The sequence below is a fragment of the Robertmurraya dakarensis genome (assembly GCF_900156875.1).
GTDB classification, from domain to species: domain Bacteria; phylum Bacillota; class Bacilli; order Bacillales; family Cytobacillaceae; genus Robertmurraya; species Robertmurraya dakarensis.
In genome coordinates this window covers 1,430,477-1,456,465 of record NZ_LT707409.1, presented here as the reverse complement: position 1 = coordinate 1,456,465, position 25,989 = coordinate 1,430,477, and the positions used below count along the sequence as shown (strand labels likewise).

Below are 25,989 nucleotides of genomic sequence, written 5' to 3'. Positions count from 1 at the left end.
CACTACGTGGGATACTGTTAGGTTTTTTATAAAAATAAAAGAGGGAGTTGAATGCGATGCAAGAAAAATTAAAGAAGTTCTGGCCGAAAGGAATGCCATATAGTATCGATTATCCCGTAGTTCCAGTTGGGGAGATTATTAAAGGCAGTGCCAACAGGTTCGGCGACCATACAGCCATTATTTATCAAGGTGTAGAGTACAGTTATCGGTACTTTTATAAAGAAGCTTTGAAATTTGCAAATGCTCTTCATTTAAACGGAATTGGCAAAGGTGATGTTGTATCGATACATATGCCAAACTGTCCTCAATATGTAGTAGCGTACTATGGAATTATGCTAAGTGGTGCAACGTTCTCCCCGGTGAATCCTTTGCTGCCTCCGAAGGATTTGGCTTATCAATTAAATGACTGCAGTGCAAAGGCTGTTGTCACTTGGAAGCAATTTTCTGAAAGTATTGCAAAAGTAATCAATGAAACGAACCTGCATTTAGTGTTGGTTACGGATGATAATGAACTAAATGACAACAAATCAGTAGAAATTACTAACCGTGATGAAAGTTGGCAAAGCTTTATGCTTTTTAAAGACAAAGGAGAAGAGAGAGAGTTACAGATTGAATTTAACCCAAAAGAGGACTTGGCGCATTTGGCTTATACTGGAGGAACGACGGGTCCATCAAAAGGGGTTATGATACCGCATTTCAATGTTGTGGCAAATACTTTGCAATTCACAGTTTGGGGTAACGGTCATTTGCCAAAGGTAACTGCTGATGGGTTGGTTCTCGAACCGATTGACGAGAGCTTGACTGGAGGTGTTGATGAGTATTTAACATTACTCGGAGATGACCGCCTTATCCAATTGGCACCATGGTTCCATGCGATGGGGACGATCGGTTACTTAAGCAAACCATTTTTATCCGGGACAACCCTAATCCTGCACCAGCGTTTTGATCCGGGGCTATATTTAAAAGAAGCGGAGAAGTATCGTGTGACACAGATTGGCGGCGCACCATCTATGTTTGTTGCGCTAACGCGTCATCCTGATTTTGAACGCCGCGATTTATCCTCTGTAAAAAAACTAACGTCAGGTTCGGCACCTTTACATATGGAACTAATTAGAATACTTCAGAAACGATTTCCGGATGCTATTGTTACAGAATCATACGGGTTGACAGAGGTAACGATGGGGGTCACTTCTAATCCTAGCTTTAAGTCAGGGATAAGAAAGGTTGGAACTGTCGGCATTCCTGTCTTTGATACAGAAATCAAGATTGTGAACCCTGAAGGTAGCGACGAGCCGCTGCAGCCTGGGGAAGAAGGGGAAATTTGCTGCCGCGGTCCACAGATTATGAAGGGTTATTTAAACAAGCCTGAGGAAACGGCTGCTGTATTAAAGGATGGCTGGTTAAGGACTGGAGATATCGGTGTAATTGATGAAGATGGATACTTGGCAATTGTTGACCGTAAGAAGGATATGTTAATTTATAAGGGTTATAATGTGTTCCCGCGCGAACTAGAGGAACATATGTTTAAGCATCCTGCTGTTGCGAATGTTTCTGTGATTGGGAAACCTGATTATGAAGCTGGTGAAATTCCAAAAGCATTTGTTGTTTTGAAGGATGGCAGTGCTGCAACAGAACAAGAATTAATGGACTTTGTGAATGAACAAGTCATTTTTTATAAAAAAATTAGGGAAGTAGAATTCTTGGATGAACTGCCATTAAGCGGCGCGGGAAAAGTGTTGAAGCGTGAGTTGCGTAAAAGAGAGGAGCAACCGTCCGTAAAATAATAGTTATAGATTACTAGAATGGAAAAAACCCAATTTCACTTTTGGTGAATTGGGTTTTTCTTATGAAACTTAGAGACTGAATTTAAATAGTGTGTTAATATTTTTACGGGGAGAATTGATTTAAATAAATCTTCAAATAAAATTATATTAGGAATTATTTGATAATTTTTAATTGACTATAAATTAGGCTATCGATATAATATCAATTAAAGGTACTGAATACCGATAGATGAAATATGGCGAAGGTAGGTTTTATACTCTCTGTAAGCGCTTCATTTAGAATTAAGGCTGATTCATATAAAAAAAGGGGTGAATAACCGTGGCTGTTCAGTCGATGGAAGAATTAAGAAAAGTTTATGAAAGCAGTCCTTTCAATAATTATATAGGGATTAAGTTAGAAAAATTTGAAGAAGGTGCCGTGGTCTATTCGCTGCAGGTTGGTCCTAATCATCAAAATGTTAATCAATCTGTCCATGGCGGTGTCTATTTCAGTATTTTAGATACAGTTATGGGTGCAACCATTCGTTCAGCAGTAAAACAGAAGGTTATAACAATCAATGTGTCTATTAATTATCTTGCTGCTTTTAGTGAAGGAGACAAAATGTACGCTGCAGCAAAGATTGTGCAGCAAGGAAAAAGCATTGTAACTGCAGAAGGAGAAGTGACGGATTGCAATGGCAAAGTATTAGCCAAAACGATCGGTACCTTTAAAATCATACGCCCGAAACAATAGGCTGTTCGAAATTGATTACGAGGGCAAACTACTATCTTTACATATACATAGGAGGTAAAACAATGACAAACACAGCAGTATTCCAACCACAAAGCACACAAAGACCTTATTTTACAGAAGAGCATGTTATGTTTCGTGACTCTTTAAGAAAGTTCTTAGAAAAAGAAGCAGTTCCTTACTTTGAACAATGGGAAGCGGATAAATTAGTACCTCGTTCTTTCTGGATAAAACTAGGTGAAAATGGCTTTTTATGTCCAACTGTCAGTGAAGAATATGGCGGTGTTGGCGGTGACTTCGCAATGTCCACTATCCTTTCTGAAGAATTAGGACGAGTGGGAGCGGGACTGGCTGGTCCGGGAACACACAGCAATATTATCGTCCCTTACCTTGAAACATATGGTACAGAAGAGCAAAAACAAAAATATTTGCCAGGATGTGTTAGTGGAGATATCGTTACAGCTGTTGCGATGACAGAGCCTGGTACAGGATCTGACTTGGCCAATATTAAGACAACTGCCATTAAAGATGGCGATTATTATGTAATAAACGGACAAAAAACGTTTATCACAAATGGCATTCATTCAGATTTAGTAGTAGTTGCTTGTAAAACAGATCCGAAAGCGAATCCTCCACATAAAGGAGTAAGCTTAATTTTAGTAGAAGCAGGAACACTTGGGTTTTCAAAAGGGAAGAAATTGAATAAGGTTGGAATGCATGCACAGGATACATCTGAACTAATTTTTGAAGATGTTAGAGTACCGGTTTCAAACCTGCTCGGAGAAGAAGGTCAAGGATTCAAATATTTAATGTCAAAGCTTCAGCAAGAACGTATACTTGCAGCGATCGGCGGTCAAGTTGCTGCTGAAGATATGCTTGAATTAACGCTTCAATATGTAAAAGAAAGAGAAGCATTCGGAAAACCAATCGGGAAGTTCCAAAATACGCAATTCAAATTAGCAGAGATTGCTACACAGGTACAGCTTGGCCGTACATTTATTGATTCATTAATCGTACGTCATCAAAACGGTGAAAATATCGTGACAGAGGTGTCAATGGCGAAGTGGTGGATTACGGATATGGCTAGAAGAATTTCTGCTGATTGCATGCAGCTTCATGGTGGTTACGGCTATATGGAAGAATATAAGATTGCTAGACGTTACAGAGATATCGCTGTATCCCCAATCTTTGCCGGAACAAACGAAATTATGAAGGTCATTATTGCAAAAAATTTAGGACTATAAGGAACGGATCAATGGTGGGTCATTCACTTAATACCCATAAGGGGATTAGTGGGATTTATTTTTAGAAACAAACTGACTCACAAGGATAGACCACATAAAGAGGATTCTAATCTAATAGAATCCTTTTTATTGGTTGTTATTTATATATAGTTGTTATCTATATATAATAGAAGAAAGTAGAATTCACTCTACTCAAAGAATTTTGAATTTTTAAAATATAGAGAGAAGGAATACAGATGAACATATCCAAAATTGGTCCTGTCGAGATCATGATGGGGGAAAATGGCAGCCGTATGCCTTTCTCCACATCGCTGCTAGTAAAAGGCAAACATGATGCTACTCTTATTGATTGCGGTTCAGGTGTAAAATCTTTACGAAATATCAAAAAAGAATATGATGTAAAACAAATATATTTAACACATCATCACCTGGACCATACTTGGGGTACGCATCTGTTTCCCGAGGCTGAGAAATATATGAATCCACTCGATTACAAAAAAGCGGTTGACACAAGAGAATTAATCTTAGCACAAGGGTTTCCTGCTGTGTTTTCAGAAAAAGAAATACAGCAATTTCTAGAAATACAGCGAAAGCAGCCATTTCCTGGACTCGAAGATGTTGTAGATCGACAAATGTATATTAATGGTACCTATAATTATGATCAAGAATTTACTGTATCTGATTCAAAGGTCATGATGATTTATGCTCCTGGCCATACCGAAGGGTATTGTCTGCCATATTTTCCAGAGTATGGCATCCTTTTTGTCGGTGATTTTGATCTTACATCCTTTGGTCCATTTTACTGTGATGCAGATGGCGATATTGATTTATTTATTCAATCAGCTTATAAGACTCTTGAAGTTGATGCTAAATATTATGTAACCGCACACCAAAGAGGAATCATGCTAAAAGAAGATTACAAAAAGGAATTAGACGGCTACTTAAATATTATTAATAAAAGAGAGAGTATCATTAAGCGTTTTGTAAAGTCAGGAGGTGCTCCACAGGACTTAACGATGCAGGGTATCTTCTATTATGAAGAACAAAATAACCGCAATCCATTTTATTTAAAAAGTGAAAAGCTCGGGATCGCTAAACATTTGAAACGGTTGATCAAACAAGGGGAACCATTTGCAGAGTTTTATCGGGAGTATTTATCCTTGCAGAATATAAAAGAAGATTTTATCGAGTATAGACAAGACTTAAGTATAAGTACTTCTAAATAATGAAGGAATTCTATGTTCCTGTTAATGAAAGGAGATTATTATGGATCAGAAGTTAGTAGAAAAGTCTCAACAGCTGCTTATTGGGGAAGCGTTGAGATACGCTGCGCACAATGTCCCTGAACGCGATGCTTACATATATGGAGATCAGCGTATCCAGTATCAAGATTTAGTACAGAAGGTTGAACATTTAGCAGGCTGGCTGCTATCAAATGGAATTCAAAAGAATGATAAAGTAGGCTGTCTATTTAAAAATGGCTTGCCGTTTGTGGAGTTGTATTTTGGTGCTAGTTTAAGTGGTGCTGTTTTCGTTCCTTTAAACTTCCGTTTAGTCGCCAGTGAAATTGAATACATTATTAATCAATCTGATGTAAAGATCTTATTTGTGGAGGAAGAATTCCTTGAAAGGATTAGGCCAATCATTCAAAATCTTCCAAAAGTACAGTTGGTTGTTACAGTTGGCGAAGTTAAACCAAACACTGTAATCAATTCCATCCCTTATGAGTCTATTTACAACACCCCTGTAAGCTTTCAACATGTTGACCTTAGTGATGACGATGCCCACGCAATTATTTACACCTCAGGAACGACTGGAAAACCAAAAGGCGCAGTACTAACACATAAAAATATTTACATGAATGGGATGAATAAGCTTTATCATTCACAATGGAGAAGAGGGGTCAAGCAGCTAGTGATTGCTCCTTTGTTCCATGTGGCAGCCCTGTCGACTCTTCTGCAAAACTGTTTGCTAGAAGGCACGATATACATTCATCGCGAATTTGAACCAGAAGTCGTGCTCGAAACGATTGATAAGGAGAAATTAAATTACATGTTCATGGTACCGTCAATGTGGAATTTTCTCCTGCAGGTTCCGAATCTTGAAGACTATGATGTAAGCTCTATGACTTCTTGTGGAATCGGGGGAGCGATTTGTCCTCTTGAAATTAAGAAGAGAATTATGGAAGTGTTTAAAAATGCAAGAATACTAGAAGCTTTTGGTCAAACAGAGATGAGTCCTTCTACCACATATTTAAGCGGTGAGGATGCTCTTCGAAAAACGGATTCAGTTGGTCAGCCTTCGATCAATGTACGTGTCCGTATTGTCGATGATGAAATGAATGATGTTCCACTAGGGGAAGTAGGAGAGATTGTCTACCAAGGCCCTACCACGATGAAAGAATACTATAATAATCCCGAAGCGACAGCTGAGGCTTTTAAAGGCGGATGGTTCCATAGCGGTGACTTGGTGAGAAGGGATGAGGAAGGCTTTATCTATGTTGTTGATCGTAAGAAAGATATGATCATCAGCGGCGGGGAGAATATATATCCAAAAGAATTGGAAGAAGTGCTCTACACTCATCCAGATATTCTTGAGGCTGCTGTTATTGGTGTGCCAGATCCAAAGTGGGGCGAAACGGTAAAAGCATGCGTAGTAATGAAGCCAGGTAAACATTTAACGGCGGATCAAGTCATAGAATATTGCCAAACCTGGCTTGCATCATACAAAAAACCGCGCATCGTTGAATTTCTAAATGAACTTCCTAGAAATGCTGCGGGTAAAGTGTTAAAAACAGCACTTCGCGCAGATAATCATGAAAATAAAGTTCTATAAGAATAACAATATGAAAAAAGGAGAGATTTGAGATGAAGAAATCTATATTTGATCTAAGTGGGCGTACTGCACTTATCACAGGAGGAGGAATTGGCCTTGGACAAATAATTGCTGAGGCCTATGCTGAGTATGGAGCAAATATTGCGCTTTGCTCACGCAAAATAGAAAACTGCCATGAAACTGCAGAGCAAATTAAGGAAAAATACGGAGTTAAAACAGCTGCTTACGCCTGTGATATCTCCAGCGAAGAGGATGTTAATAAAACAGTAGAAGCTGTTCTGGCTGATTTTGGGCAAATTGATATTCTTGTGAATAATAGCGGCACAACTTGGGGTGCTAACGCTGAGGAAATGCCGTTATCTGCTTGGCAGAAAGTAATCGATGTCAATGTAACAGGTACATTCTTGATGTCCCAGGCAGTTGGAAAGCATATGATTAGCAGAAAATATGGAAAGATCATTAACATTGGTTCAATTGCCGGATTAAGAGCAAAAGGTGCAAGTGAGCTTAATGCAATTGGGTACAGCACGAGTAAAGCAGCAGTTCACCACTTTACAAGGGATCTAGCTCTTAAATGGGTAGAATATGGTATTAATGTAAACGCTATTGCTCCAGGAATCTTCTTAACAAAAATGTCAAAGTTTATGCCAAAAGAAATTTTAGAATCTAGAAATCCTATGAAAAGAACGGGAGATCCTGAATCACTGCAGGGGCTTGCTCTATTACTTGCAAGTGATGCTGGTAATTTTACAACTGGTCAAGTGATCGCTGTTGATGGCGGGGCTTCCCTATAATAAAGAAATAGTTTACAGATGAGCCGGAGAGAATTTACTCTCTGGTTTTCTTTCGTAAAATGTGTGGACTGATGATTGAAAGAGAAGTATAACAAGGCAAATAATAGCAGGCTTTTACTAGTAAAATACAAAATAAGCATTTATTATTTAAATATACCTTTATAAATCTTAAGATTCTATCTTGCACAATAATACAAAATTTTTAGAATTTTCATTGACAAAAAATTTTTTTATATATAAAATAATCATCAAGAGGTGTCAATTATGGAAAATCAAAAGACGAAGGAAAAGCGGAAGTATTCTGTGCCAGCATTGGAAAACGCTTTTGCCATTCTAAAACTTCTTAGCCGAAAGCGGTTCCAGGAAAGTACAGTTACAGAGATCGCGAACGCTTTGTCGTTGAATCCAGCAACTTGCTACAGGATACTACAAAGTTTGGAGGGACTATCAATCGTTCGCTACATAGAGGACAAGAAAAGGTACACACTCGGTCCTTATCTTGTTGTCTTAGGTGAGAGAGCCAAAGAGCACTTGAATTACATTACTACTATTATGCCATATCTTGAAGAGTTAACGAAGCAAACCGGAATGACGTCAATTCTTGTCAACAAGATAGGTGAAGAAAAGTTAGCCATTGTAGCAAAAGTAGAAGCAAACGATTTTGGAGTCAGCGTTTCGGTTGGAAGACATTTTTCCATTACAGACGGATCTTTCGGGATGTGCTTTCTAGCATATATGGAAAAAACGGAACGAGAGTATTTCCTCAAACAGGATCGCGGATTAAAATCTTTCACAGATGAAGAAATTCTTTTTATAGAAGGGGAAATAGACAAAATTAGAAAAAACGGCTACTACATAACCTACGGAGAATATATTAAAGGTCTATGCGGGATTGCAGCTCCAATCTTCACCAACGATGAAAGAGTTGAATTATCTGTCGAATTAATCGGATTTGCGTCGCAATATGAGAAAGAGGACCTGCATACGAAGGGAATCTATCTTAAGCAAGCATCAGAGGAAATCAGCAGAAGACTTCGTAATTTTTAAAGAAACTTGAAAGCGTCATCACAAGTTTCCTAGAATAATATTTTTCTTAATCAATTATTATATGACATTATTATCAGGAAGGGGAAAAACAATGGGAGCACTTAACGGTGTGAAAGTTTTAGATCTTACTAGATTACTTCCAGGTCCTTACTGTACCTTAATGATGGCAGACTATGGTGCCGAGGTCATAAAGGTAGAAGAGCCGGGGAATGGTGATTATATCAGATGGAGAAAGCCCGCAATCGAAGGAATCGGTGCTAGACATTTAACGATTAACCGAAATAAGAAGAGTGTTGAACTGAACCTTAAATCAGAAGAAGGAAAAGAAATCTTCAAGAAGATGGCAAAAGAAGCAGATGTCATTATCGAGAGTTTCAGACCAGGGGTAATGGACCGTTTAGGAATTGGCTATGAAGAGATTTCAAAGATTAATGAAGGAATCGTTTATTGCTCACTAACTGGTTATGGCCAAACAGGACCATACCGCAACTTGCCAGGACATGATATTAATTACATAGGTTATGCTGGAATACTTGGCCTTATCGGTGAAAAAGATGGCAAGCCAGTTGTTCCGGGTGTGCAGATCGCAGACATCGGCGGCGGAGCATTAATGGCATTATCTGGGATTTGTATGGCGCTTTTCCATAAAGAACGTACAGGAAAAGGACAATATATTGACGTATCGATGATGGATGGAGCAGTTACTTGGTTATATGCAGCAGCATCAGATTACTTTGCTTCAGGTAAGATTCCTAAAAAAGGAACAACTCGTCTAGATGGACAGTTTGCTTTTTATGGCGTTTACGAAACAAAGGATCAAAAATATTTATCAGTTGGAGCTTCTGAATTCAAGTTCTGGAAGAAAATTTGTGAATTAGTTGGAAAGCCAGAATGGATTGATCTACATGAAGGTCCAGATGAAGTGCAGGAACAACTGAAACAGGATCTCGCTGAGTTATTTAAGCAACAAGATCAAAAATATTGGGTCGATCTATTAGCGGCAGAGGATACTTGTGTTGGTCCTGTTAACGATATTGATCAAATCTTTGAAGATCCGCAAATAATTGAACGTGAACTATTTACCGAAATGAATCACCCGATTGCAGGTACTATTAAGCAAATTGGATTCCCGCTCAAGTTTTCAAATACACCAGGAAAAATACACTCACATTCACCAATCCTTGGTGAGCATACAGAAGAAATTCTCTCACAATTAAAATACTCTGAAGAAGAAATTGAACAGCTAAGAACAAGTGGAGTCATTGGACAAAAGACATCTGTAAATAACTGAAAATTACCAATATACTAATCTATCAAATTAATGAGCTTGTATTGAAAGGAATGACCGTAATGGCTCTTGTAGAATGGAAAAGAGTAGGGAAAGAATCTACTATTGCAGAAATCACCTTGAATCGTCCAGAAGCTCGGAATGCTTTCACAACTGAAATGGCTGAGCAAATTCTTGGGATTTGCCGTGAAATAGACGCTAGTGATATCAGAACAGTATTAATTACTTCTTCAACAGAGAAGGCCTTTTGCTCTGGAGCAGATCTAAAAGAACGCAACAATATGACAGAAGAAGAATGGAAAAATCAACACCTTCTATTCCAAAAAATGTTTAATCAAATCCAGGATATGAAGCAGCCGGTCATTGCGGTTGTCGATGGTTTTGCACTTGCTGGAGGATTTGAAATTGTCTTGAACTGCGACATGATCGTTGCGGCGGATACAGCTAAATTCGGACTTCCGGAAGTAACAAGAGGAATAATGCCTGGCGGCGGCGGAACAAGGCTTTTGTCAAAGTGGATTGGTGTTCACCGTGCAAAAGAATGGGTTACTACAGGTAAGATTGTTACAGGTGAAGAGGCAGAAAAAGCAGGACTCCTCAATGCTTACGGAACATCAAGTGATATCCGTGAAAAAGCGCTTGAAATCGCAGAGAAAATTGCTAAAAACGCACCATTAGCTGTACAAAATTGTAAATCATCTGTAAATGAGCTGTTCGGTATGCCTAATGATGATGCAAAGAAGGTTGAAATAAGCTACTACAACCGCTGCATCAATACAGAAGATCGACTTGAAGGTGTTCGTGCCTTTGTGGAAAAGCGCGACCCGCAATTTATTGGAAAATAATTCATTGAAAGGAGGTGGCACATAGATGGCCTACCAAAATATTCAAGTTACAACTACAGAAAATGGAGTTTGTACGGTTAAATTAAATCGCCCTGAGGTCAGAAATGCCCTTGGTTTAGAATTGCGTGAAGAAATTAGAGACTTTTTGAATGAAGCAAAAAATAATGATGAAGTCAAGGTGATCGTGCTAACGGGGGAAGGGAAAGCGTTTTCAGCTGGAGGCGACCTTAGCGCCTTAACGGAGATGGATGCTGTTTCCGGCAGAAAAAGATTGCAATCTGGACATGAAATGATTAAGGCGATTGTTGAATTGGAGAAGCCCGTTATTGCAGCTGTAAATGGAGCGGCAGCGGGTGCTGGTGTCAGCTTAGCGTTAGCCTGTGATATAGTCGTTGCTGGTAAATCAAGCTTCTTCATTCAAAGCTTTGCAAAAGTAGGGTTAGTTCCGGATCTAGGGTCAATGTACTTTTTACCAAGATTAATTGGACGCAATCGCGCATTAGAATTAATGTTCTTTGGAGATCGAGTTTCTGCAGAACAAGCACAAAGTATTGGTTTGGTTAATCGAGTTGTGGAAGACGAACTTCTGCTTGAAGAAGTTTATAAATTAGCCGGTCAGCTTGCAGAAGGACCGAAGATGGCCCTTGGTTTAATGAAAAAATTAGTGAACAGATCCGTTTTCTCTGAATTTGATGAGTCTTTAGAGTTAGAAGGATTTGCACAAGCGATGTGTTTTGAGTCAGCCGATTTTAAAGAAGGGGTAAAAGCCTTTTTTGAAAAGCGTAAACCTAACTTTAATTAATAAATTCAATTATATTGGAGGAATTACATATGACTGCAACAGTAAAAGATAATACACAATTTCATGAAGAACTAAGACAAAGCGTACGTGCCGTATGCAGCAAATATCCAGATTCTTATTGGAGAGAATTAGATGCAAAGTTAGCTTACCCAGAAGAATTTGTTAACGAAATTACAAAAAATGGCTTCTTAGCTGCCCTTATCCCGGAAGAGTACGGCGGTTCAGGCCTTGGAATCACAGAAGCTTCTATTATTCTAGAGGAAATTAACCGTTCAGGTGGAAACGCAGGAGCATGTCACGCTCAAATGTACACAATGGGAACACTTCTTCGTCATGGAAGCCCAGAACAAAAAGCAAAATATTTACCTGGAATTGCAGATGGTTCTTTAAGACTACAAGCATTTGGAGTAACTGAGCCAAACACTGGATCTGACACTACGAAATTAAAAACTTTTGCAGAGCGTAGAGGAGACAAGTATATCGTAAACGGTCAAAAGGTATTTATTTCTCGAACAGAGCATTCTGATTTAATGATTTTGCTTGTTCGTACAACTCCAATTGAACAAGTGAAGAAGAAATCTGAAGGACTATCTGTACTCCTAGTAGACCTTAGAGAAGCGGTTGGAAACGGTTTAACAATCAAGCCGATCCGCACAATGATGAATCACGCGACAACTGAATTATTTATTGAAGATTTAGAAGTTCCTGCTGAAAACCTAATCGGTGAAGAAGGAAAAGGATTCAAATATATCTTAGACGGAATGAACGCTGAGCGTATTCTTATCGCTGCAGAATGTATCGGTGATGGCCGCTGGTTCGTTGAACGCGCAACGAATTATGCGAATGATCGAGTTGTTTTCAACCGTCCAATCGGACAAAACCAAGGAATTTCATTCCCGATTGCACGTGCACACGTAAATATTGAAGCAGCTGACCTAATGCGTTTCAAAGCAGCAGCAATGTTTGATGCTGGTGAAAAGTGTGGAGCTGAAGCAAACATGGCAAAACTTCTTGCAGCGGACGCATCTTGGGAAGCAGCTAACACGGCTCTACAAACACATGGTGGTTTCGGTTTTGCTGAGGAGTATGATGTTGAACGTAAATTCAAGGAAACTAGATTATATCAAGTGGCGCCAATTTCAACTAACTTAATTCTATCATTTGTCGCTGAACACGTACTTGGATTACCTAGATCATACTAATTCAGGGGGCTGATCAATTGTTTATACCAAAGGAAATAGAAATCATAGAGGTTGGTCCTCGTGATGGATTACAAAATGAACCGCTGCCTATTTCAACAGAAGACAAGAAAAAGTTAATCAGCCAGTTGGCAAAGGCTGGGTTTTCCCGCATGGAAACGACATCATTTGTGCATCCGAAATGGGTTCCGCAAATGGCTGATTGTGAAGAAATATCCAGCTACTGTAATGAGCTCGGAATCACGTACATTGCCTTAACACCAAATCTTAAGGCACTCGAACGGGCAATAGCAGCAAAAGCACCACAAATCGCTGTGTTTATAGGAGCAAGTAATACATTTAATAAAAAGAATATTAACAAAACTACTTCTGAATCATTAGACGAGTGCGTGCCGATGTTTGAAAGAGCCAAAAAAGAGGATATTTTTATCCGTGCCTATATTTCCATGGCGTTTAAATGTCCGTTCCAAGGTGATGTTTCTTTTGACGAGGTCAAATATGTCTGCGACCGCTTCGTAGAACTTGGTGCAGACGAGATTGATGTTGGTGACACAAACGGACAGGCAGATCCGAAAATCGTCTATGAAAGATTAGCTAGATTAAGAGTTTTATATCCAGATACTTCGTTTGTCGGTCATTTCCATGATACTGAGAAAATGGCGCTGGCCAATGTCGTGGCAGCCATGCAAGCAGGTATTACAAAGTTTGATAGTTCGGTAGGCGGTCTTGGCGGCTGTCCTTACTCTCCAGGCGCTACTGGGAATCTATCTACAGAAGATCTGTTAAATATGGTTTCAAGAATGGGCATTAAGACCGAAGTTGACTACAACGAACTGACAAAAATTACTCCTTTTGCCAAAAGTCTATCAAGTAAAGTCTGAGGAGTATTAGATCTTAGAAGGAGAGCTTTCAATGAGAAATGCATTAATCATCGATTCCGTTCGTACCGCAGTTGGACGTATGGGTGGAACTTTAAAGGATGTCGAAGTAGATTATTTAGCTGCCAAAGTATTGGATGAAATTGCAGTCCGTACAGGGATTGATAAGGCTGAAGTGGATGAAGTGATTATCGGTCAGGCTAAGCAAAGCACTGATTCGCCAAACCTTGCACGCCTAGCGCTACTACGTGCTGGGTTCCCAATTGAAATTACAGGCTATACCGTTCACCGTCAATGTGGTTCTGGTATTCAGGCAATGAATAATGGTGCGCAGCAAATCATGACAGGCTTAAATGACATTGTCATTGCAGGTGGAGCAGAAAGCATGAGCACGGCTCCTTACTATTTAAGGAATGCGCGCTTCGGCTATGGTGCCGGCAGAGGGTTATTACTTGATCCAAATACAGAAAGTCAGCCTAGGGCGCAGCCTATGGAAGTATATGGAGATTTAACAATGGGAATGACAGCTGAAAACTTGGCTGAAAAATATAATATTTCCCGTACGGAGCAAGATGAATTTGCATTACGCAGTCAAGAAAATGCTGCGAGAGCTATTTCGACTGGATTATTTGAAGACCAAATTGTTCCTTTTGAAGTAAAAACGAAAAAAGGAAGTATTGAATTCAAGGTTGACGAGCATCCACGACAAACAAGCATGGAAGCATTGTCCAAGTTAAAACCTGTATTTAAAGATGGTGGTACGGTAACAGCTGGTAACTCAAGCGGACGTAACGACGGTGCAGGTGTTGTGCTTCTCATGTCAGATCAAGCTGCAGAACGCTATGGCAAAAAGCCCAGAGCTAAAATCATTGCTCAAGCGGTAGCAGGGGTATCTCCTGAAATCATGGGGATCGGACCTGCACCAGCAACTCGTAAAGCATTACAGCAAGCAGGCTTAAAGCTTGAAGATATTGGCTTGGTTGAACTTAATGAAGCATTTGCAGCACAATCACTGGCTGTTATTAAAGAGTTAGGTCTTGACATGAACCGTGTTAACGTCAACGGCGGTGCGATCGCACTAGGACATCCAATCGGCGGAACAGGCGGAGTACTTATGACAAAGCTCCTTCATGAGATGGAAAGACGCGGAGAAAAATACGGATTGGTTACATTCTGTATTGGCGGCGGTTTAGGTATTACAACCGTTGTTGAGAATCTGCAAATATAATTTTCAATTTTAATATTTCAGGTGTATGCCGGCAGCGGCTCGCATGCACTTGAATCCTACATAATAGGCGGAGGTGAATCCAGTATGACTACGAAAGATTGGGAAAGCATTTATGATTCCCGGCTAAAAAGTGCTAGCGAAGCAATGGCTGCAGTCCAGTCGCACCAAAAAGTATTTCTTGCACCATATTGCAATGAGCCGCAAACGCTAGTTGAAGAACTTGTTGCACAAAAGAACCGACTTGAGGATGTCACGATCTACAATGCTGTAGTTGGCAGTCCATGTGTATATGCAGATCCTTCTTGTCATGAACACTTTAAGATCCGTACATTCTTAGGATCCGGGGCCTTGAAAAGTGCTTACATAAACAATGTTTGTGATTACTTACCGGTAAACCTTTCAGATATGCCTCGCTGGGTAAGGCAGGAAAAGATAGATATCGCTCTTGTTCAAGTGTCACCGCCTAATAGTGAGGGCTATTGCAATCTTGGGATTTCAGTTGATACCGTACAAGCTTTGATTAAGAACGCTAATTTTGTTATTGCCCAAGTGAATGATGAACTGCCACGTACCTTTGGGGATACACTTGTACATGTTTCAGAGATTGATACTTTCGTCGTCTCAAATCGCCCGCTATTGACACTTTTCAGCGGTACGCCATCGGAGCTGGAAATGAAGATTGGAAGTTATGTAGCGGAGCTCATTCCTGATTATGCCAATATTCAAGTAGGACTTGGAAAAATTGCGGATGCCGTTTTATTATCATTAAAGTCAAAAAAAGGGCTTGGCTGCCATTCTGGATCGATTACAGATGCTGTGACAGATCTAATGGATCTCGGTGTAATAACGAACGAGCATAAAGAAATTGATCAGTATAAAACGATTTGTACGACGATGACAGGTACTGACGCACTTTATCAATACACGAACAACAATAAAAACATTGAATTATATCAATCAGATTATACCCATAATGCTGCTGTTATCGCGAAATTAAGTAACTTCATTTCTGTTAACTCGGCATTAGAAGTAGATTTATCTGGTCAAATCAATGCGGAACAAGTCGGCACTTATCCTGTTGCAGGTGTTGGCGGTCAAATGGACTTTATTCGCGGAGCTCGACTTTCTAAAGGCGGCAAAGCGATTATTGCCCTTCCTTCCACTGCGAGAAGAGGCGCAGAGTCAAGAATAAAAGCGAAGGTACCATACATTACTTCAGTTAAGACAGAAATTGATTATGTCGTTACTGAATATGGAATTGCTTCTTTATTTGGGAAGTCGCTTAGGGAACGTGCCGAGGAGTTAGTTGCGATTGCTCATCCGGATTTCCGTGAGGATTTAAGAGCACAGTTTAACAGCGCTTTATCCGTGTAATAAAAAAAGAATATCCTATACACCTGGAAATAATTCATAAGGAGAAGATATTGCATGCAGTCTTTAGAAGGGGTTAAAGTACTTGACCTATCCAGAACACTCGCTGGTCCATTTTGTACGATGCTTCTTGGTGATCAGGGAGCAGATGTAATCAAGGTGGAACAGCCTGGAAAGGGAGACGAGTCTAGAAGGTTCACTCCTCCTACATGGAATGGTGAAAGCTGCTACTTCCTTACGTCAAATCGTAATAAGAGAAGTATTACAGTTGATCTGAAAAGCGAAAAAGGCAGAGAAATCATCTATAAACTAGCCGCAGATGCCGATATCCTGGTTGAAAACTATCGGACCGGGACAATGGATCGACTAGGTTATGGATATGAAAAGATGAAGGAAATCAATCCGCGTCTCGTCTATTGTTCAATTTCCGGTTTTGGCAGAACAGGTCCTGAAAAGGATAGAGCTGGCTACGATTTACTGCTGCAAGGTTTTGGCGGATTAATGAGCATTACGGGAGAGCCTGACCGGAGCCCGGCAAAAGCGGGTATGTCTATCGCAGACTTAACGACAGGAATGTTTGCGGTATATGGGATCTTAAGTGCATTATTTGCTGCACAAAGAACCGGAAAAGGACAATTTGTAGATGTAAGCTTGCTCGATGGGCAAGTAACCCTGCTTAATCACATGGCAACAGGTTATATGGCAACAGGAAAACCAGCAGGGAGAATGGGCTCAGCTCATCCATCGATTGTTCCGTACCAAGCGTTTAGAGCCAAGGATATGGATTTCATCCTTGCTGTAGCAAACGATGGTCTTTGGAAAAAATGCTGTGAGGCATTTGGCTGGCATGATCTGCTCGAAGATGCAAAATTTACGACAAACGATAATCGCGTTGCAAATCGTGATGAATTAATAGCAATACTTTCAGATCGTTTGATCACATTGGAAAGCAAAGATATTTTTGAAAAAATGGAAGAAGCAGGAGTACCATGCGGACCGATCCATACAATCGATCAAGTTCTCAATCACCCACAAATAGAAGCAAGGGAAATGATGATTGAGATCCCGCATCCAAATGTCGAAAACTTGAAAGTTCCTGGTTTTCCAGTAAAGCTTTCAGAAACACCTGCACAAGTCCGGTATTACCCTCCGCTGCTAGGCGAGCATACAAATGATGTTTTAAACGGATTAGGGTATACGGACGAGCAGATTCAAGCATTAAAAGACGCAGGTGCTATCTAAGACCCATAAACTGTCAAGCTTCACGCAGGCAGACGTGAAATAATAAAGATTATTTCTTAAACAGTTAGGATTATAAAATTCACTATATATAATCACTTCAAAAAACAAGAATGGAAAGGTTGATATTAAAATGACAAATTTACAAGACAAAGTCGCTATTGTTACAGGTTCTGGACGTGGAATTGGAAGAGAAATCGCATTATTGCTAGCTAAAGAAGGAGCTAAAGTAGTAGTTAACGATTTAGGCGGAAGCTCTGACGGTGAAGGTAATGATACAAAGGTTGCAGATGAAGTTGTAGCTGAAATCAAGGCTGCTGGCGGCGAAGCTGTTGCTAATTATGATTCAGTATCTGAGTATGAAGCTGCTGGTAAGATTGTTCAAACAGCGATTGATGCATTTGGCCGCTTAGATATCGTTGTTAACAATGCTGGTATTTTAAGAGACCGTATTCTACACAGAATGACTGAAGCAGAATTTGATTCTGTAATTTCTGTACACTTAAAAGGTTCATTCAATATGACAAGACAAGCTGCACCAATTTTCAAAGAGCAAGGAAGCGGACGTTTCATTAACTTCACTTCAACTTCTGGATTAATTGGTAACTTTGGTCAAGCAAACTACTCAGCAGCAAAAATGGGTATTTGGGGACTAACAAAGAGCACAGCGTTAGATATGTCTCGTTATGGAGTAACAGCTAATGCGATCGCACCATTTGCTTGGAGCCGTCTAATTGGAACAATTCCAACAAACGACGAGAGTGAACAAGCACGTGTTGAAAAAATGAAACAAATGTCACCAGCTCATATCGCACCAATCGTTGCGTTCTTAGCTTCTGAACAGGCTAGCGATGTAACAGGACAAATCTTTGGTGTAAGAGGAAAAGAAATGTTCGTATTCTCTCAACCTCGTCCAGTACGCTCTGTTTACAATTCAGAAGGCTGGTCTGTTGACAGCATTGCTAACATTAAATCTGCATTACAAAGCAGCTTTACTCCACTTGAAGTAAGTAAAGATGTTTTCCCTTATGAGCCGCTAGTTTAATAGATATTAATAATCTCGCTATATAAGCAATCAGTTCATGACTGATTGCTTATATACACATTTAATGGAGCCTTAGTTGCTGCATGTACAGAATATTAGAAAGTCAGAAATGGGGAATGCTTTGTGCTTGAAGGAATTCGTATACTTGATTTTTCCCAATATCTACCTGGTCCGCATGCAACGTTAAGATTAGTGGATATGGGTGCCGAAGTCATTAAAGTGGAATCTCCTCAAGGAGACCCATCGCGGCCTTCCACTAATAAAAAAGGCGATGGATTAGTTTTTAATACCCAAAACCGTAATAAAAAAAGCATCGTCTTGAATTTAAAAGAAGAAGATGACAGACAAATCGCATTAAACTTAATTCGCGATGCGGATGTTGTGCTCGAAGGATTTCGCCCTGGAGTCGTCGCCCGGCTGGGAATCTCTTATGAAGATGTTATCAAAGTCAAGGAAGATATTATTTATTGCTCTCTGTCAGGTTATGGTCAAACCGGCCCGTTAAGCCAATTAGGAGGACATGATATCAATTACTTGTCTTGGAGTGGAACATTGGCACAATTTAAGGATCAAACTGGTCGTCCTGTGCAGCCAAGTACAACGATTGCAGATTTTGTTGGAGGTATTTCAGCTTCAGAAGCAATTCTAGCTGCATTGGTGAAAAAACTGCGTACGGGTGAAGGTTCTTATATTGATCTATCGATTACGGATACGTTGCTTTCGTTAATGTCCAATCATGTTGTACATGAAAGCATAACGGGAGAAGAACACGGAATACCGAGATTGAATAATAAGCATGTGTGTTATTACATCTATGAAACAAAAGATGGAAGATATGTTAGTTTAGGAGCTTTGGAGCCAAAGTTTTGGACGAATTTATGCACAGCTTTAAATAAATTAAGCTGGATCCCAGACCATTTCTCCTTGGCTGAGCCGAATAATCCTGTTTTTGAAGAATTGAAAGATATGTTTTCCAGCAGAACCCTTGAGGAATGGACGAAGTTCGCGCAGGAAGTAGATTGCTGTTTAGCACCTGTACTTGAAACTAGCGAAGTACACCAGCAGCCATTATTTACAGAACGTGAAATGATTGTCGAAAAAGATGGGATCCGCCAAATATCTACTAGATTCTCACCAGCTCAGGATATTAAAACACACAGTGTACCACCTGGACTTGGACAGCACACTGTAGAATTTAAAGAAAAATATGAAAATAAAGTCTATTAGAAAGGAGGAAAAACAGTGATCGATTTTGAATATTTATCACGTAGCTCTATTTATAGATTGTTAGAAACAACCGCCAAGGAACATCATGATCATCTTGCTGTCATTGACGGTTCAATCCAGTTAACCTATCAGCAATTGAAGGATACGGTCGATGCGTTCGCATCCGTCCTATTTAGTAAAGGCTTTCAAAAAGGTGACCGAATTGGTCTAATGCTGCCGAATGGAGTTGACTATGTCATTTCCTATTATGCAGCTCAGCGTTTAGGTGGAACGGTTGTTCAAGTGAATCCTTTGTATCAAACGTCTGAACTAGAATACATCATTGACGATGCCTCACCTAAATGGTTTGTCTGCCACCCGCATCAAGCGGAAAAATTCAGTAAGATTGATCAATTTGCCAATATTAATGTCATTTTTACAAAAGACGAAAAGGACCAAAACCAGCTGATATCCATGAAGATGGTAACAGAGCTGCCAGTTATTGAGATTGATGCAAAAGAAGATGTAGCCGTTCTTCAGTATACGGGCGGTACAACAGGCAGATCAAAAGGTGCGATGCTAACGCATTTTAATATTCTCTCAAATATCCATCAAATGGGAAGTGTTTTTGCTAGTGTAATTGAAAAAGCATCAGAGAGAATTTTAGGAGTTGCTCCGCTAACCCATGCGATGGCGATGACAAATATGAATTACACGGTGTTGAATGCAGCTACATATATCATTTTGGAGAAATTCGACGCAACCAAAGTACTCGGACTGGTTGCAAAATACAGACCAACTTACTTCCTGGGTTCACCGACTATGTATATCGCCATATTGAATCATCCTGAATTAGCACAATATGATTTATCATGCTTTAAGATTTGTCTTTCTGGATCGGCTCCACTTCCGGTAGAAGTCATCAAGGAATTAGAACAAAAAACAGGGGCTCTTATTTTTGAAGGGTATGGGCTATCTGAAGGAACCACTTCTACTCATCGAACTCCATTAGGCGGAGTAAGAAAAATTGGCAGTGTGGGTATGCCGATTCCTGGAACAGAGGCGAAAATCGTTGATATCGAGAATGGCATTGATGAGATGCCGACCGGTGAAAGCGGTGAATTGATCATTAGAGGTCCGCAGGTTATGAAAGGATACTGGAAGAAACCAGTTGAAACTGCGGAAGCCATTCGCGACGGCTGGCTTTACACTGGTGACATTGCTACAAAAGATGAGGACGGTTATTACTATATTGTTGGAAGAAAAAAGGATATGGTCATTGCAGGCGGATTGAATATCTACCCTGCAGAAGTAGAAGAAGTACTTTATCAGCATCCAGCGATAGCAGAGGCATGTGTGTTTGGGGTTCCTGATTCATATCTAGGAGAAAAGCTGTTAGCGGTTGTTATTTTAAAAGCAGGAGCCACCCTAACAGTAGAAGAATTGCTAGATTGGTGTCAAGACAAGATGGCAAGATATAAAATCCCTAGAGGTATTGAATTCAGAGAAGAACTGCCAAAAACGATTGTAGGAAAAATTTTAAGACGGCAGCTAGTTGAAGAATTTTCATCAAAGCAAAATGCTTAATATAAATGACTTAACTATTTAAAGGAGTGTTACAACATGGATTTCAAATTATCAGAAGAATTAGTTGAAATGAAGAAAACGATTCGCGACTTTGTCGACAATACGGTAGACCCGGTTGCAGACCAAATCGAGAGAGAAGATAGAATCCCTGAAAACATTATGCAAATGAGTAAAGAAATGGGCTTATTTGGACTTAGTATCCCAGCTGAGTACGGCGGTCTTGGAATTGACATGGTTGGAAAATGTGCCCTTTATGAAGAAATCGGCCGTACATCAAACGGTTACACAACCGTTATCGGAGCTCATACTGGTATCGGTTCTGTAGGAATCGTTGAAATGGGGAACGAAGAACAGAAGCAAAAGTACTTACCAGGAATGGCTGCAGGGGATTTAATCGGTTCATTTGCCTTAACTGAGCCAAGTGCAGGTTCAAATGCAGTTGCAATTAAAACAAAAGCTGTCCGTAAAGGTGATAAATACATTATTAATGGTTCCAAGCATTATATTACAAACGGTCCAATTGCCGATGTCTTTACTGTCATGGCTGTTACAGACCCAAGCAAAGGGGCAAAAGGAATCACTTCTTTTATCGTAGAAAAGAACTTCCCAGGTTTAGTCGTTGGAAAAACAGAAGAAAAAATGGGCTTACGCGGTTCTCATTCATCTGAAATCTTCTTTGAAGATTGTGAAGTTCCAGTCGAAAACGTTCTAGGTGTTGAAGGCTTAGGATATGTTAACGCATTGAAAATCCTTGCGAATGGACGTGCAGGACTTGCTGCTCGTAACCTAGGTTCTTGTCAAAAATTATTAGAATTATCCGTGAAATATGCACATGAACGTGAGCAGTTTGGAAAACCAATTTTCGAACAGCAAATTATTCAACATTATTTAGCCGAGATCGCACTAGATGTTGAAACATTACGTTCTGTAACATACCGTGTTGCATGGATGGTTGACCAAGGCATGAACGTAATCAAAGAAGCGGCAATGGCTAAATTGCTAGGTTCTGAGATTTATAACCGTATAGCCGACAAAGCTGTTCAAATTCACGGCGGAATTGGCTACATCAGAGAGTTCCCGATCGAAAGATACTACCGTGATGCTAGAATCACGAAAATCTATGAAGGAACATCTGAAATTCAAAAGAACATCATTGCTGCTCAGCTTCATAAAGAATATCTAAAAAATGCACCAACAGTGAATGCCTAATATTCTTTGCTAATAGAATGGTAAGGACAAGTTTTTAAGATCTATTCTTAATTCAAATACTTGTAATTGTAAATTGAGAGGAGAAGGAATATGAAAGGAATCATTTCATACGGCGCATATATCCCGTATAATCGCCTTCAGCGAAGCAAGATTGCTGAGTTTTATGGTAAGCGTGGTCTTGGTGGAGAGAAAGCGATTGCTGGTTATGATGAAGACAGCGTATCAATGGGAGTAGAAGCAGCAATTGATTGTTTGAATGGAGTTAACCCAAGTGAGGTAGACGCAGTTTACTTCGCAACGACAAGTGAACCTTATCAAGAGAAAGGTTCCATGGCAACGATTGCAACCGCTTTAGGACTTAACAAAAACGTACGCGGAATTGAAGCAAACGCATCTCTTAAAAGTGGAACATCTTCCATTTTGGCTGCACAAGCTCAAGAAAAAACTCTGGTAATTGCTGCAGATTGCCGAATTGGTGCGCCAACAGGCCAGAACGAACTTTGGTTTGGCGACGGAGCTGCTTCCCTTCTTGTTGGAAGCGGTGACGATGTGGTTGCAAAAATCGTCGATTCTGGAACAATGCAAGGGGAAATTGTCAGCCAATGGCGCAGCCAACGCGATGATTTTACACAAAACTGGGAAGAACGTCTTGGTTCTACCGTATTTTTAAAGCAAGTTAGGGAAGCGATTACACCGTTTTTAGAAAAAAATGATCGCACACCTGATTCGATTGCAAAAGTGATTATTTCCGGACCTGGTAACCGTGCTCATACACAAGCAGCGGGAGCTCTTGGTTTTGGCAAGGATCAAATACAAAATCCACTCTTTGATTTCGTCGGAGATACAGGAACTGCTCATGCACCAATGATGCTGATTTCTGCATTAGAATCTGCGAAGCCAGGAGACCAGTTATTAGTGATTGATTTCGCTGAAGGATTAGACTTTATTCTTTTTGAAGTAACTGATGCGATTAACAGCCTTGAGAGTAGAAAAGGCGTTGAAACATACTTATCTATTAAAAGCGATAAACTTCTGTACAGTGATTACTTAAAGTGGAGAGATATCTTAAAAACAGAACCGCCAAGAAGACCAGCAACAGAACGTCCTTCAGCACCAGCATTGCATAGAGGATATGATCAAAATCTTTCCTTTACTGGATCAAAATGCCGCAAATGTGGAACAGCTCAATTTCCGAAGCAACGGGTTTGTACCCAGTGTCAAGCGAAGGATGAAATGGATGATTATCGCTTTGTCGGTCAATCTGCCAAAGTTATGACCTATACTTTGGATCATCTTGCAGCTGCTCCGGCTCCACCGATTGTCGCGGTAATAGATTTTGATAATGGCGGACGAATCATTTGTGAAGTAACAGATTGCAGCCCAAAAGAAATCGAAATTGGCATGAATGTTGAAATGACATTCAGACGTCTATACGAAGCTGGAGGCATCAGCAACTATTTCTGGAAAGCGCGGCCAATCAGGGAAAAGGAGAGTGTCTAAGATGAGCAGAAAGGGAATTAGTGATAAAGTAGCCGTTATTGGAATGGGCTGCACAAGATTTGCAGAACATTGGGACAAGAGTGTAGACGATATGTTAGTAGAAGCTGCCTATGAAGCTTTTAATGATGCAGGAATTGAGCCGACTGATGTTGAAGCTGCATGGTTAGGAACGTATGCATCTGGATTAGCAGGGATTACACTTTCAGGTGCATTAAAGACTCAATATATTCCAGTAACGAGAGTTGAGAACATGTGTGCTACAGGGTCAGAAGCTTTCCGTAATGCCTGCTATGCAGTCGCTTCAGGTGCTTATGACATGGTACTTGCAATAGGGGTAGAAAAATTAAAGGATTCTGGGTACAGCGGATTAACGAGACCACCTGTACCAACTGATGGAACAGCACCAAATATTTCAGCACCTGCTAACTTCTCATTCCTTGCACCAGCTTATTATAAAAAATATGGTTTAACAGAGGAACAAGGAAGAGAAGTTTTATCTCGCATTGCTTATAAAAACCATTACAATGGTTCATTAAATCCTAAAGCACAATACCGCAATGAAGTTTCTATGGACACTATTAATAAGTCTCCATTAGTTGCGGCGCCACTTGGAATCATGGACTGTTCTGGTGTTGCGGATGGAGCAGCTGCAGCGATCATCGTTCGTACTGAAGATGCTCATAAATACCGTAAGGATCCAATGTATGTTAAAGCATTATCAATTGCTGCAGGTCCTGGAGATGGACGCTTACGTCAGGACTTTGATTTTACAATGATTAAAGAAAACGTTGCAGCATCTCAAGCTGCTTATAAAGAAGCTGGTATTAAAGATCCTAGCAAGGAAATTCATATGGCTGAAGTTCATGACTGCTTCACTCCAACAGAATTGGTTATCTATGAGGATTTAGGCTTCAGTGAACGCGGCCAAGGCTGGAAGGATGTTTTGAATGGCAAGTTCGAGTTAACTGGGCAGCTGCCTGTTAACCCTGATGGCGGATTAAAATCATTCGGACACCCAATCGGTGCGAGCGGTCTCAGAATGCTATATGAAATGTACCTTCAATTCCAAGGAAAAGCCGGCAAGCGTCAGCTTGATAATCCGAAGATCGGGTTAACGCATAACCTTGGCGGAACACCAATGCAATGTGTTTCCTTTGTATCAGTAGTAGGGAAAGAATTATCTTAATATAGAAAAAATTAAAAAAGGAGTGAATCCAGTGAGTACATCATTACAAGACAAAATTGGCATGCAATTAGAAACGTACACATTTAAAGTCGAAGGCGTGAAAGCTCGTGAGCTCGCTTTGGCAATTGGGGATTTAAAAGAAGAATATTTAAAAGGGGAAAAGCTTCCTCCAACTTTCCCAACTGTTATTGATTTCTGGGGTGGAACTCAAAACACTTCTGCTGTATTAAACCTTAATATGAAGAAGGTCCTGCATGGTGAAATGGAATACGAATATGTAGGAACAATCAATCCTGGCGATGTCCTAACAGTCAAAGGATCTGTTGAAAATGCTTATACAAAAGCTGCTATGAATTTCTTTGTCATAAAAAAAGAATTTTACAATGAAAAGGGCGAACTTGTATTAATTTCACGTTCAACCACAATCGAAAGACACTAGGAGGCGAAAAAAATGAATGTAGGGTATGTATTCGAACCAATCCAAAAAGATGAAGTAACACATCAACAGCTAGTAAAATATGCTGGCGCTTCTGGGGATTTCAATCAAATCCATACAGTTGTTCCATATGCTGAAGAAGCTGGCCTAGGCGGAGTTATTGCACATGGAATGATGATCATGGGATTCATTGGTCAAGCAATTGGCGAATGGTGTTCAGTAGACGATCTTGCTAAGTTTAATGTCCGCTTCAGAGCGATGACTAGACCAGGTGAAAAAATCACAGTAAGAGGCAGCGTTGTTGATGAAACAGCAGACCGCTGGGTATGTGAAGCAGAAGCTGTGAACGAGGCTGGAGAAGTCAAAGTTAAAGGTAACTTCGAAATTAGAAAATAATCAAAATAGCAGTCTAACTATAGGGATGCCCGCCGCCCAAAACGGCGGGCATCCCTATAGTTAGAATAATTAGATAATTCAAATAAATGGAGGGGTTATATTATGAAGAATCAAACAGTTATTATAACTGGCGGCGGAAG

At 40.1% G+C, this 25,989-nt stretch carries 23 protein-coding genes; all 23 read left to right on the top strand.

Annotated elements, in window-relative coordinates; translation table 11 throughout:
• Nucleotides 1-56 precede the first annotated feature (56 nt).
• Entirely contained in the window at nucleotides 57-1,784 is a 1,728-nt protein-coding gene (locus CZ487_RS15885) for a class I adenylate-forming enzyme family protein (protein ID WP_077213260.1), read from the top strand.
• 319 nt (nucleotides 1,785-2,103) lie between these two features.
• Nucleotides 2,104-2,517: a PaaI family thioesterase gene (locus CZ487_RS15880; RefSeq protein WP_237562899.1), complete on the top strand. Its 414-nt coding sequence runs from the start codon at nucleotides 2,104-2,106 to the stop codon at nucleotides 2,515-2,517.
• Nucleotides 2,518-2,579: 62 nt separating this feature from the next.
• A complete protein-coding gene (locus tag CZ487_RS15875) occupies nucleotides 2,580-3,758 on the top strand; it encodes an acyl-CoA dehydrogenase family protein (protein WP_077213259.1) in 1,179 nt (392 codons plus the stop codon).
• A gap of 236 nt (nucleotides 3,759-3,994) precedes the next feature.
• Nucleotides 3,995-4,984 carry an MBL fold metallo-hydrolase gene (locus tag CZ487_RS15870; protein WP_077213258.1) on the top strand — a complete coding sequence of 330 codons (990 nt, stop codon included), beginning with the start codon at nucleotides 3,995-3,997 and terminating at the stop codon, nucleotides 4,982-4,984.
• 40 nt (nucleotides 4,985-5,024) lie between these two features.
• Nucleotides 5,025-6,593 (top strand): acyl-CoA synthetase, encoded by a 1,569-nt coding sequence (locus CZ487_RS15865; protein ID WP_077213257.1) that lies wholly within the window; start codon nucleotides 5,025-5,027, stop codon nucleotides 6,591-6,593.
• 32 nt (nucleotides 6,594-6,625) lie between these two features.
• Entirely contained in the window at nucleotides 6,626-7,387 is a 762-nt protein-coding gene (locus CZ487_RS15860) for an SDR family oxidoreductase (protein ID WP_077213256.1), read from the top strand.
• A gap of 264 nt (nucleotides 7,388-7,651) precedes the next feature.
• Nucleotides 7,652-8,434 carry an IclR family transcriptional regulator gene (locus CZ487_RS15855; protein WP_077213255.1) on the top strand — a complete coding sequence of 261 codons (783 nt, stop codon included), beginning with the start codon at nucleotides 7,652-7,654 and terminating at the stop codon, nucleotides 8,432-8,434.
• A gap of 91 nt (nucleotides 8,435-8,525) precedes the next feature.
• Nucleotides 8,526-9,725, top strand: a complete 1,200-nt coding sequence (locus tag CZ487_RS15850) for a CaiB/BaiF CoA transferase family protein (RefSeq protein ID WP_077213254.1) — start codon at nucleotides 8,526-8,528, stop codon at nucleotides 9,723-9,725.
• Nucleotides 9,726-9,784: 59 nt separating this feature from the next.
• On the top strand, nucleotides 9,785-10,567 hold the full coding sequence (locus CZ487_RS15845; RefSeq protein ID WP_077213253.1) for an enoyl-CoA hydratase/isomerase family protein: 783 nt from the start codon (nucleotides 9,785-9,787) through the stop codon (nucleotides 10,565-10,567).
• Between the two features lie 25 nt (nucleotides 10,568-10,592).
• Nucleotides 10,593-11,369 carry an enoyl-CoA hydratase/isomerase family protein gene (locus tag CZ487_RS15840; protein ID WP_077213252.1) on the top strand — a complete coding sequence of 259 codons (777 nt, stop codon included), beginning with the start codon at nucleotides 10,593-10,595 and terminating at the stop codon, nucleotides 11,367-11,369.
• A 29-nt stretch (nucleotides 11,370-11,398) separates the two neighbouring features.
• The gene (locus CZ487_RS15835; RefSeq protein ID WP_077213251.1) at nucleotides 11,399-12,571 is read left to right on the top strand and encodes an acyl-CoA dehydrogenase family protein; all 1,173 of its coding nucleotides are present in this window, start codon (nucleotides 11,399-11,401) and stop codon (nucleotides 12,569-12,571) included.
• A 17-nt stretch (nucleotides 12,572-12,588) separates the two neighbouring features.
• Entirely contained in the window at nucleotides 12,589-13,449 is an 861-nt protein-coding gene (locus CZ487_RS15830; protein WP_077213250.1) for a hydroxymethylglutaryl-CoA lyase, read from the top strand.
• 31 nt (nucleotides 13,450-13,480) lie between these two features.
• Nucleotides 13,481-14,674: a thiolase family protein gene (locus CZ487_RS15825; RefSeq protein WP_077213249.1), complete on the top strand. Its 1,194-nt coding sequence runs from the start codon at nucleotides 13,481-13,483 to the stop codon at nucleotides 14,672-14,674.
• A gap of 84 nt (nucleotides 14,675-14,758) precedes the next feature.
• Nucleotides 14,759-16,048, top strand: a complete 1,290-nt coding sequence (locus tag CZ487_RS15820; protein WP_077213248.1) for an acetyl-CoA hydrolase/transferase family protein — start codon at nucleotides 14,759-14,761, stop codon at nucleotides 16,046-16,048.
• A 54-nt stretch (nucleotides 16,049-16,102) separates the two neighbouring features.
• On the top strand, nucleotides 16,103-17,287 hold the full coding sequence (locus tag CZ487_RS15815) for a CaiB/BaiF CoA transferase family protein (RefSeq protein WP_077213247.1): 1,185 nt from the start codon (nucleotides 16,103-16,105) through the stop codon (nucleotides 17,285-17,287).
• A 130-nt stretch (nucleotides 17,288-17,417) separates the two neighbouring features.
• Nucleotides 17,418-18,329 carry an SDR family NAD(P)-dependent oxidoreductase gene (locus CZ487_RS15810; protein WP_077213246.1) on the top strand — a complete coding sequence of 304 codons (912 nt, stop codon included), beginning with the start codon at nucleotides 17,418-17,420 and terminating at the stop codon, nucleotides 18,327-18,329.
• A gap of 123 nt (nucleotides 18,330-18,452) precedes the next feature.
• Nucleotides 18,453-19,556 (top strand): CaiB/BaiF CoA transferase family protein, encoded by a 1,104-nt coding sequence (locus CZ487_RS15805; protein ID WP_077213245.1) that lies wholly within the window; start codon nucleotides 18,453-18,455, stop codon nucleotides 19,554-19,556.
• A gap of 15 nt (nucleotides 19,557-19,571) precedes the next feature.
• The gene (locus CZ487_RS15800; protein ID WP_077213244.1) at nucleotides 19,572-21,122 is read left to right on the top strand and encodes a long-chain-fatty-acid--CoA ligase; all 1,551 of its coding nucleotides are present in this window, start codon (nucleotides 19,572-19,574) and stop codon (nucleotides 21,120-21,122) included.
• 36 nt (nucleotides 21,123-21,158) lie between these two features.
• Nucleotides 21,159-22,331, top strand: a complete 1,173-nt coding sequence (locus CZ487_RS15795) for an acyl-CoA dehydrogenase family protein (protein ID WP_077213243.1) — start codon at nucleotides 21,159-21,161, stop codon at nucleotides 22,329-22,331.
• Between the two features lie 90 nt (nucleotides 22,332-22,421).
• The gene (locus tag CZ487_RS15790) at nucleotides 22,422-23,831 is read left to right on the top strand and encodes an OB-fold domain-containing protein (RefSeq protein WP_077213242.1); all 1,410 of its coding nucleotides are present in this window, start codon (nucleotides 22,422-22,424) and stop codon (nucleotides 23,829-23,831) included.
• Nucleotide 23,832: 1 nt separating this feature from the next.
• On the top strand, nucleotides 23,833-25,017 hold the full coding sequence (locus CZ487_RS15785) for an acetyl-CoA acetyltransferase (RefSeq protein WP_077213241.1): 1,185 nt from the start codon (nucleotides 23,833-23,835) through the stop codon (nucleotides 25,015-25,017).
• Nucleotides 25,018-25,048: 31 nt separating this feature from the next.
• Nucleotides 25,049-25,456: an FAS1-like dehydratase domain-containing protein gene (locus CZ487_RS15780; RefSeq protein ID WP_077213240.1), complete on the top strand. Its 408-nt coding sequence runs from the start codon at nucleotides 25,049-25,051 to the stop codon at nucleotides 25,454-25,456.
• A gap of 12 nt (nucleotides 25,457-25,468) precedes the next feature.
• A complete protein-coding gene (locus CZ487_RS15775; RefSeq protein WP_077213239.1) occupies nucleotides 25,469-25,849 on the top strand; it encodes a MaoC/PaaZ C-terminal domain-containing protein in 381 nt (126 codons plus the stop codon).
• Nucleotides 25,850-25,989 lie beyond the last annotated feature (140 nt).

Excerpts from the sequence above, each read along its gene's own strand:
- CZ487_RS15885 (WP_077213260.1), top strand. The coding sequence starts at position 57 with ATGCAAGAAAAATTAAAGAAGTTCTGGCCGAAAGGAATGCCATATAGT.
- CZ487_RS15875 (WP_077213259.1), top strand. The coding sequence starts at position 2,580 with ATGACAAACACAGCAGTATTCCAACCACAAAGCACACAAAGACCTTAT.
- CZ487_RS15870 (WP_077213258.1), top strand. The coding sequence starts at position 3,995 with ATGAACATATCCAAAATTGGTCCTGTCGAGATCATGATGGGGGAAAAT.
- CZ487_RS15865 (WP_077213257.1), top strand. The coding sequence starts at position 5,025 with ATGGATCAGAAGTTAGTAGAAAAGTCTCAACAGCTGCTTATTGGGGAA.
- CZ487_RS15860 (WP_077213256.1), top strand. The coding sequence starts at position 6,626 with ATGAAGAAATCTATATTTGATCTAAGTGGGCGTACTGCACTTATCACA.
- CZ487_RS15855 (WP_077213255.1), top strand. The coding sequence starts at position 7,652 with ATGGAAAATCAAAAGACGAAGGAAAAGCGGAAGTATTCTGTGCCAGCA.
- CZ487_RS15850 (WP_077213254.1), top strand. The coding sequence starts at position 8,526 with ATGGGAGCACTTAACGGTGTGAAAGTTTTAGATCTTACTAGATTACTT.
- CZ487_RS15845 (WP_077213253.1), top strand. The coding sequence starts at position 9,785 with ATGGCTCTTGTAGAATGGAAAAGAGTAGGGAAAGAATCTACTATTGCA.
- CZ487_RS15840 (WP_077213252.1), top strand. The coding sequence starts at position 10,593 with ATGGCCTACCAAAATATTCAAGTTACAACTACAGAAAATGGAGTTTGT.
- CZ487_RS15835 (WP_077213251.1), top strand. The coding sequence starts at position 11,399 with ATGACTGCAACAGTAAAAGATAATACACAATTTCATGAAGAACTAAGA.
- CZ487_RS15825 (WP_077213249.1), top strand. The coding sequence starts at position 13,481 with ATGAGAAATGCATTAATCATCGATTCCGTTCGTACCGCAGTTGGACGT.
- CZ487_RS15820 (WP_077213248.1), top strand. The coding sequence starts at position 14,759 with ATGACTACGAAAGATTGGGAAAGCATTTATGATTCCCGGCTAAAAAGT.
- CZ487_RS15815 (WP_077213247.1), top strand. The coding sequence starts at position 16,103 with ATGCAGTCTTTAGAAGGGGTTAAAGTACTTGACCTATCCAGAACACTC.
- CZ487_RS15810 (WP_077213246.1), top strand. The coding sequence starts at position 17,418 with ATGACAAATTTACAAGACAAAGTCGCTATTGTTACAGGTTCTGGACGT.
- CZ487_RS15795 (WP_077213243.1), top strand. The coding sequence starts at position 21,159 with ATGGATTTCAAATTATCAGAAGAATTAGTTGAAATGAAGAAAACGATT.
- CZ487_RS15790 (WP_077213242.1), top strand. The coding sequence starts at position 22,422 with ATGAAAGGAATCATTTCATACGGCGCATATATCCCGTATAATCGCCTT.
- CZ487_RS15785 (WP_077213241.1), top strand. The coding sequence starts at position 23,833 with ATGAGCAGAAAGGGAATTAGTGATAAAGTAGCCGTTATTGGAATGGGC.
- CZ487_RS15775 (WP_077213239.1), top strand. The coding sequence starts at position 25,469 with ATGAATGTAGGGTATGTATTCGAACCAATCCAAAAAGATGAAGTAACA.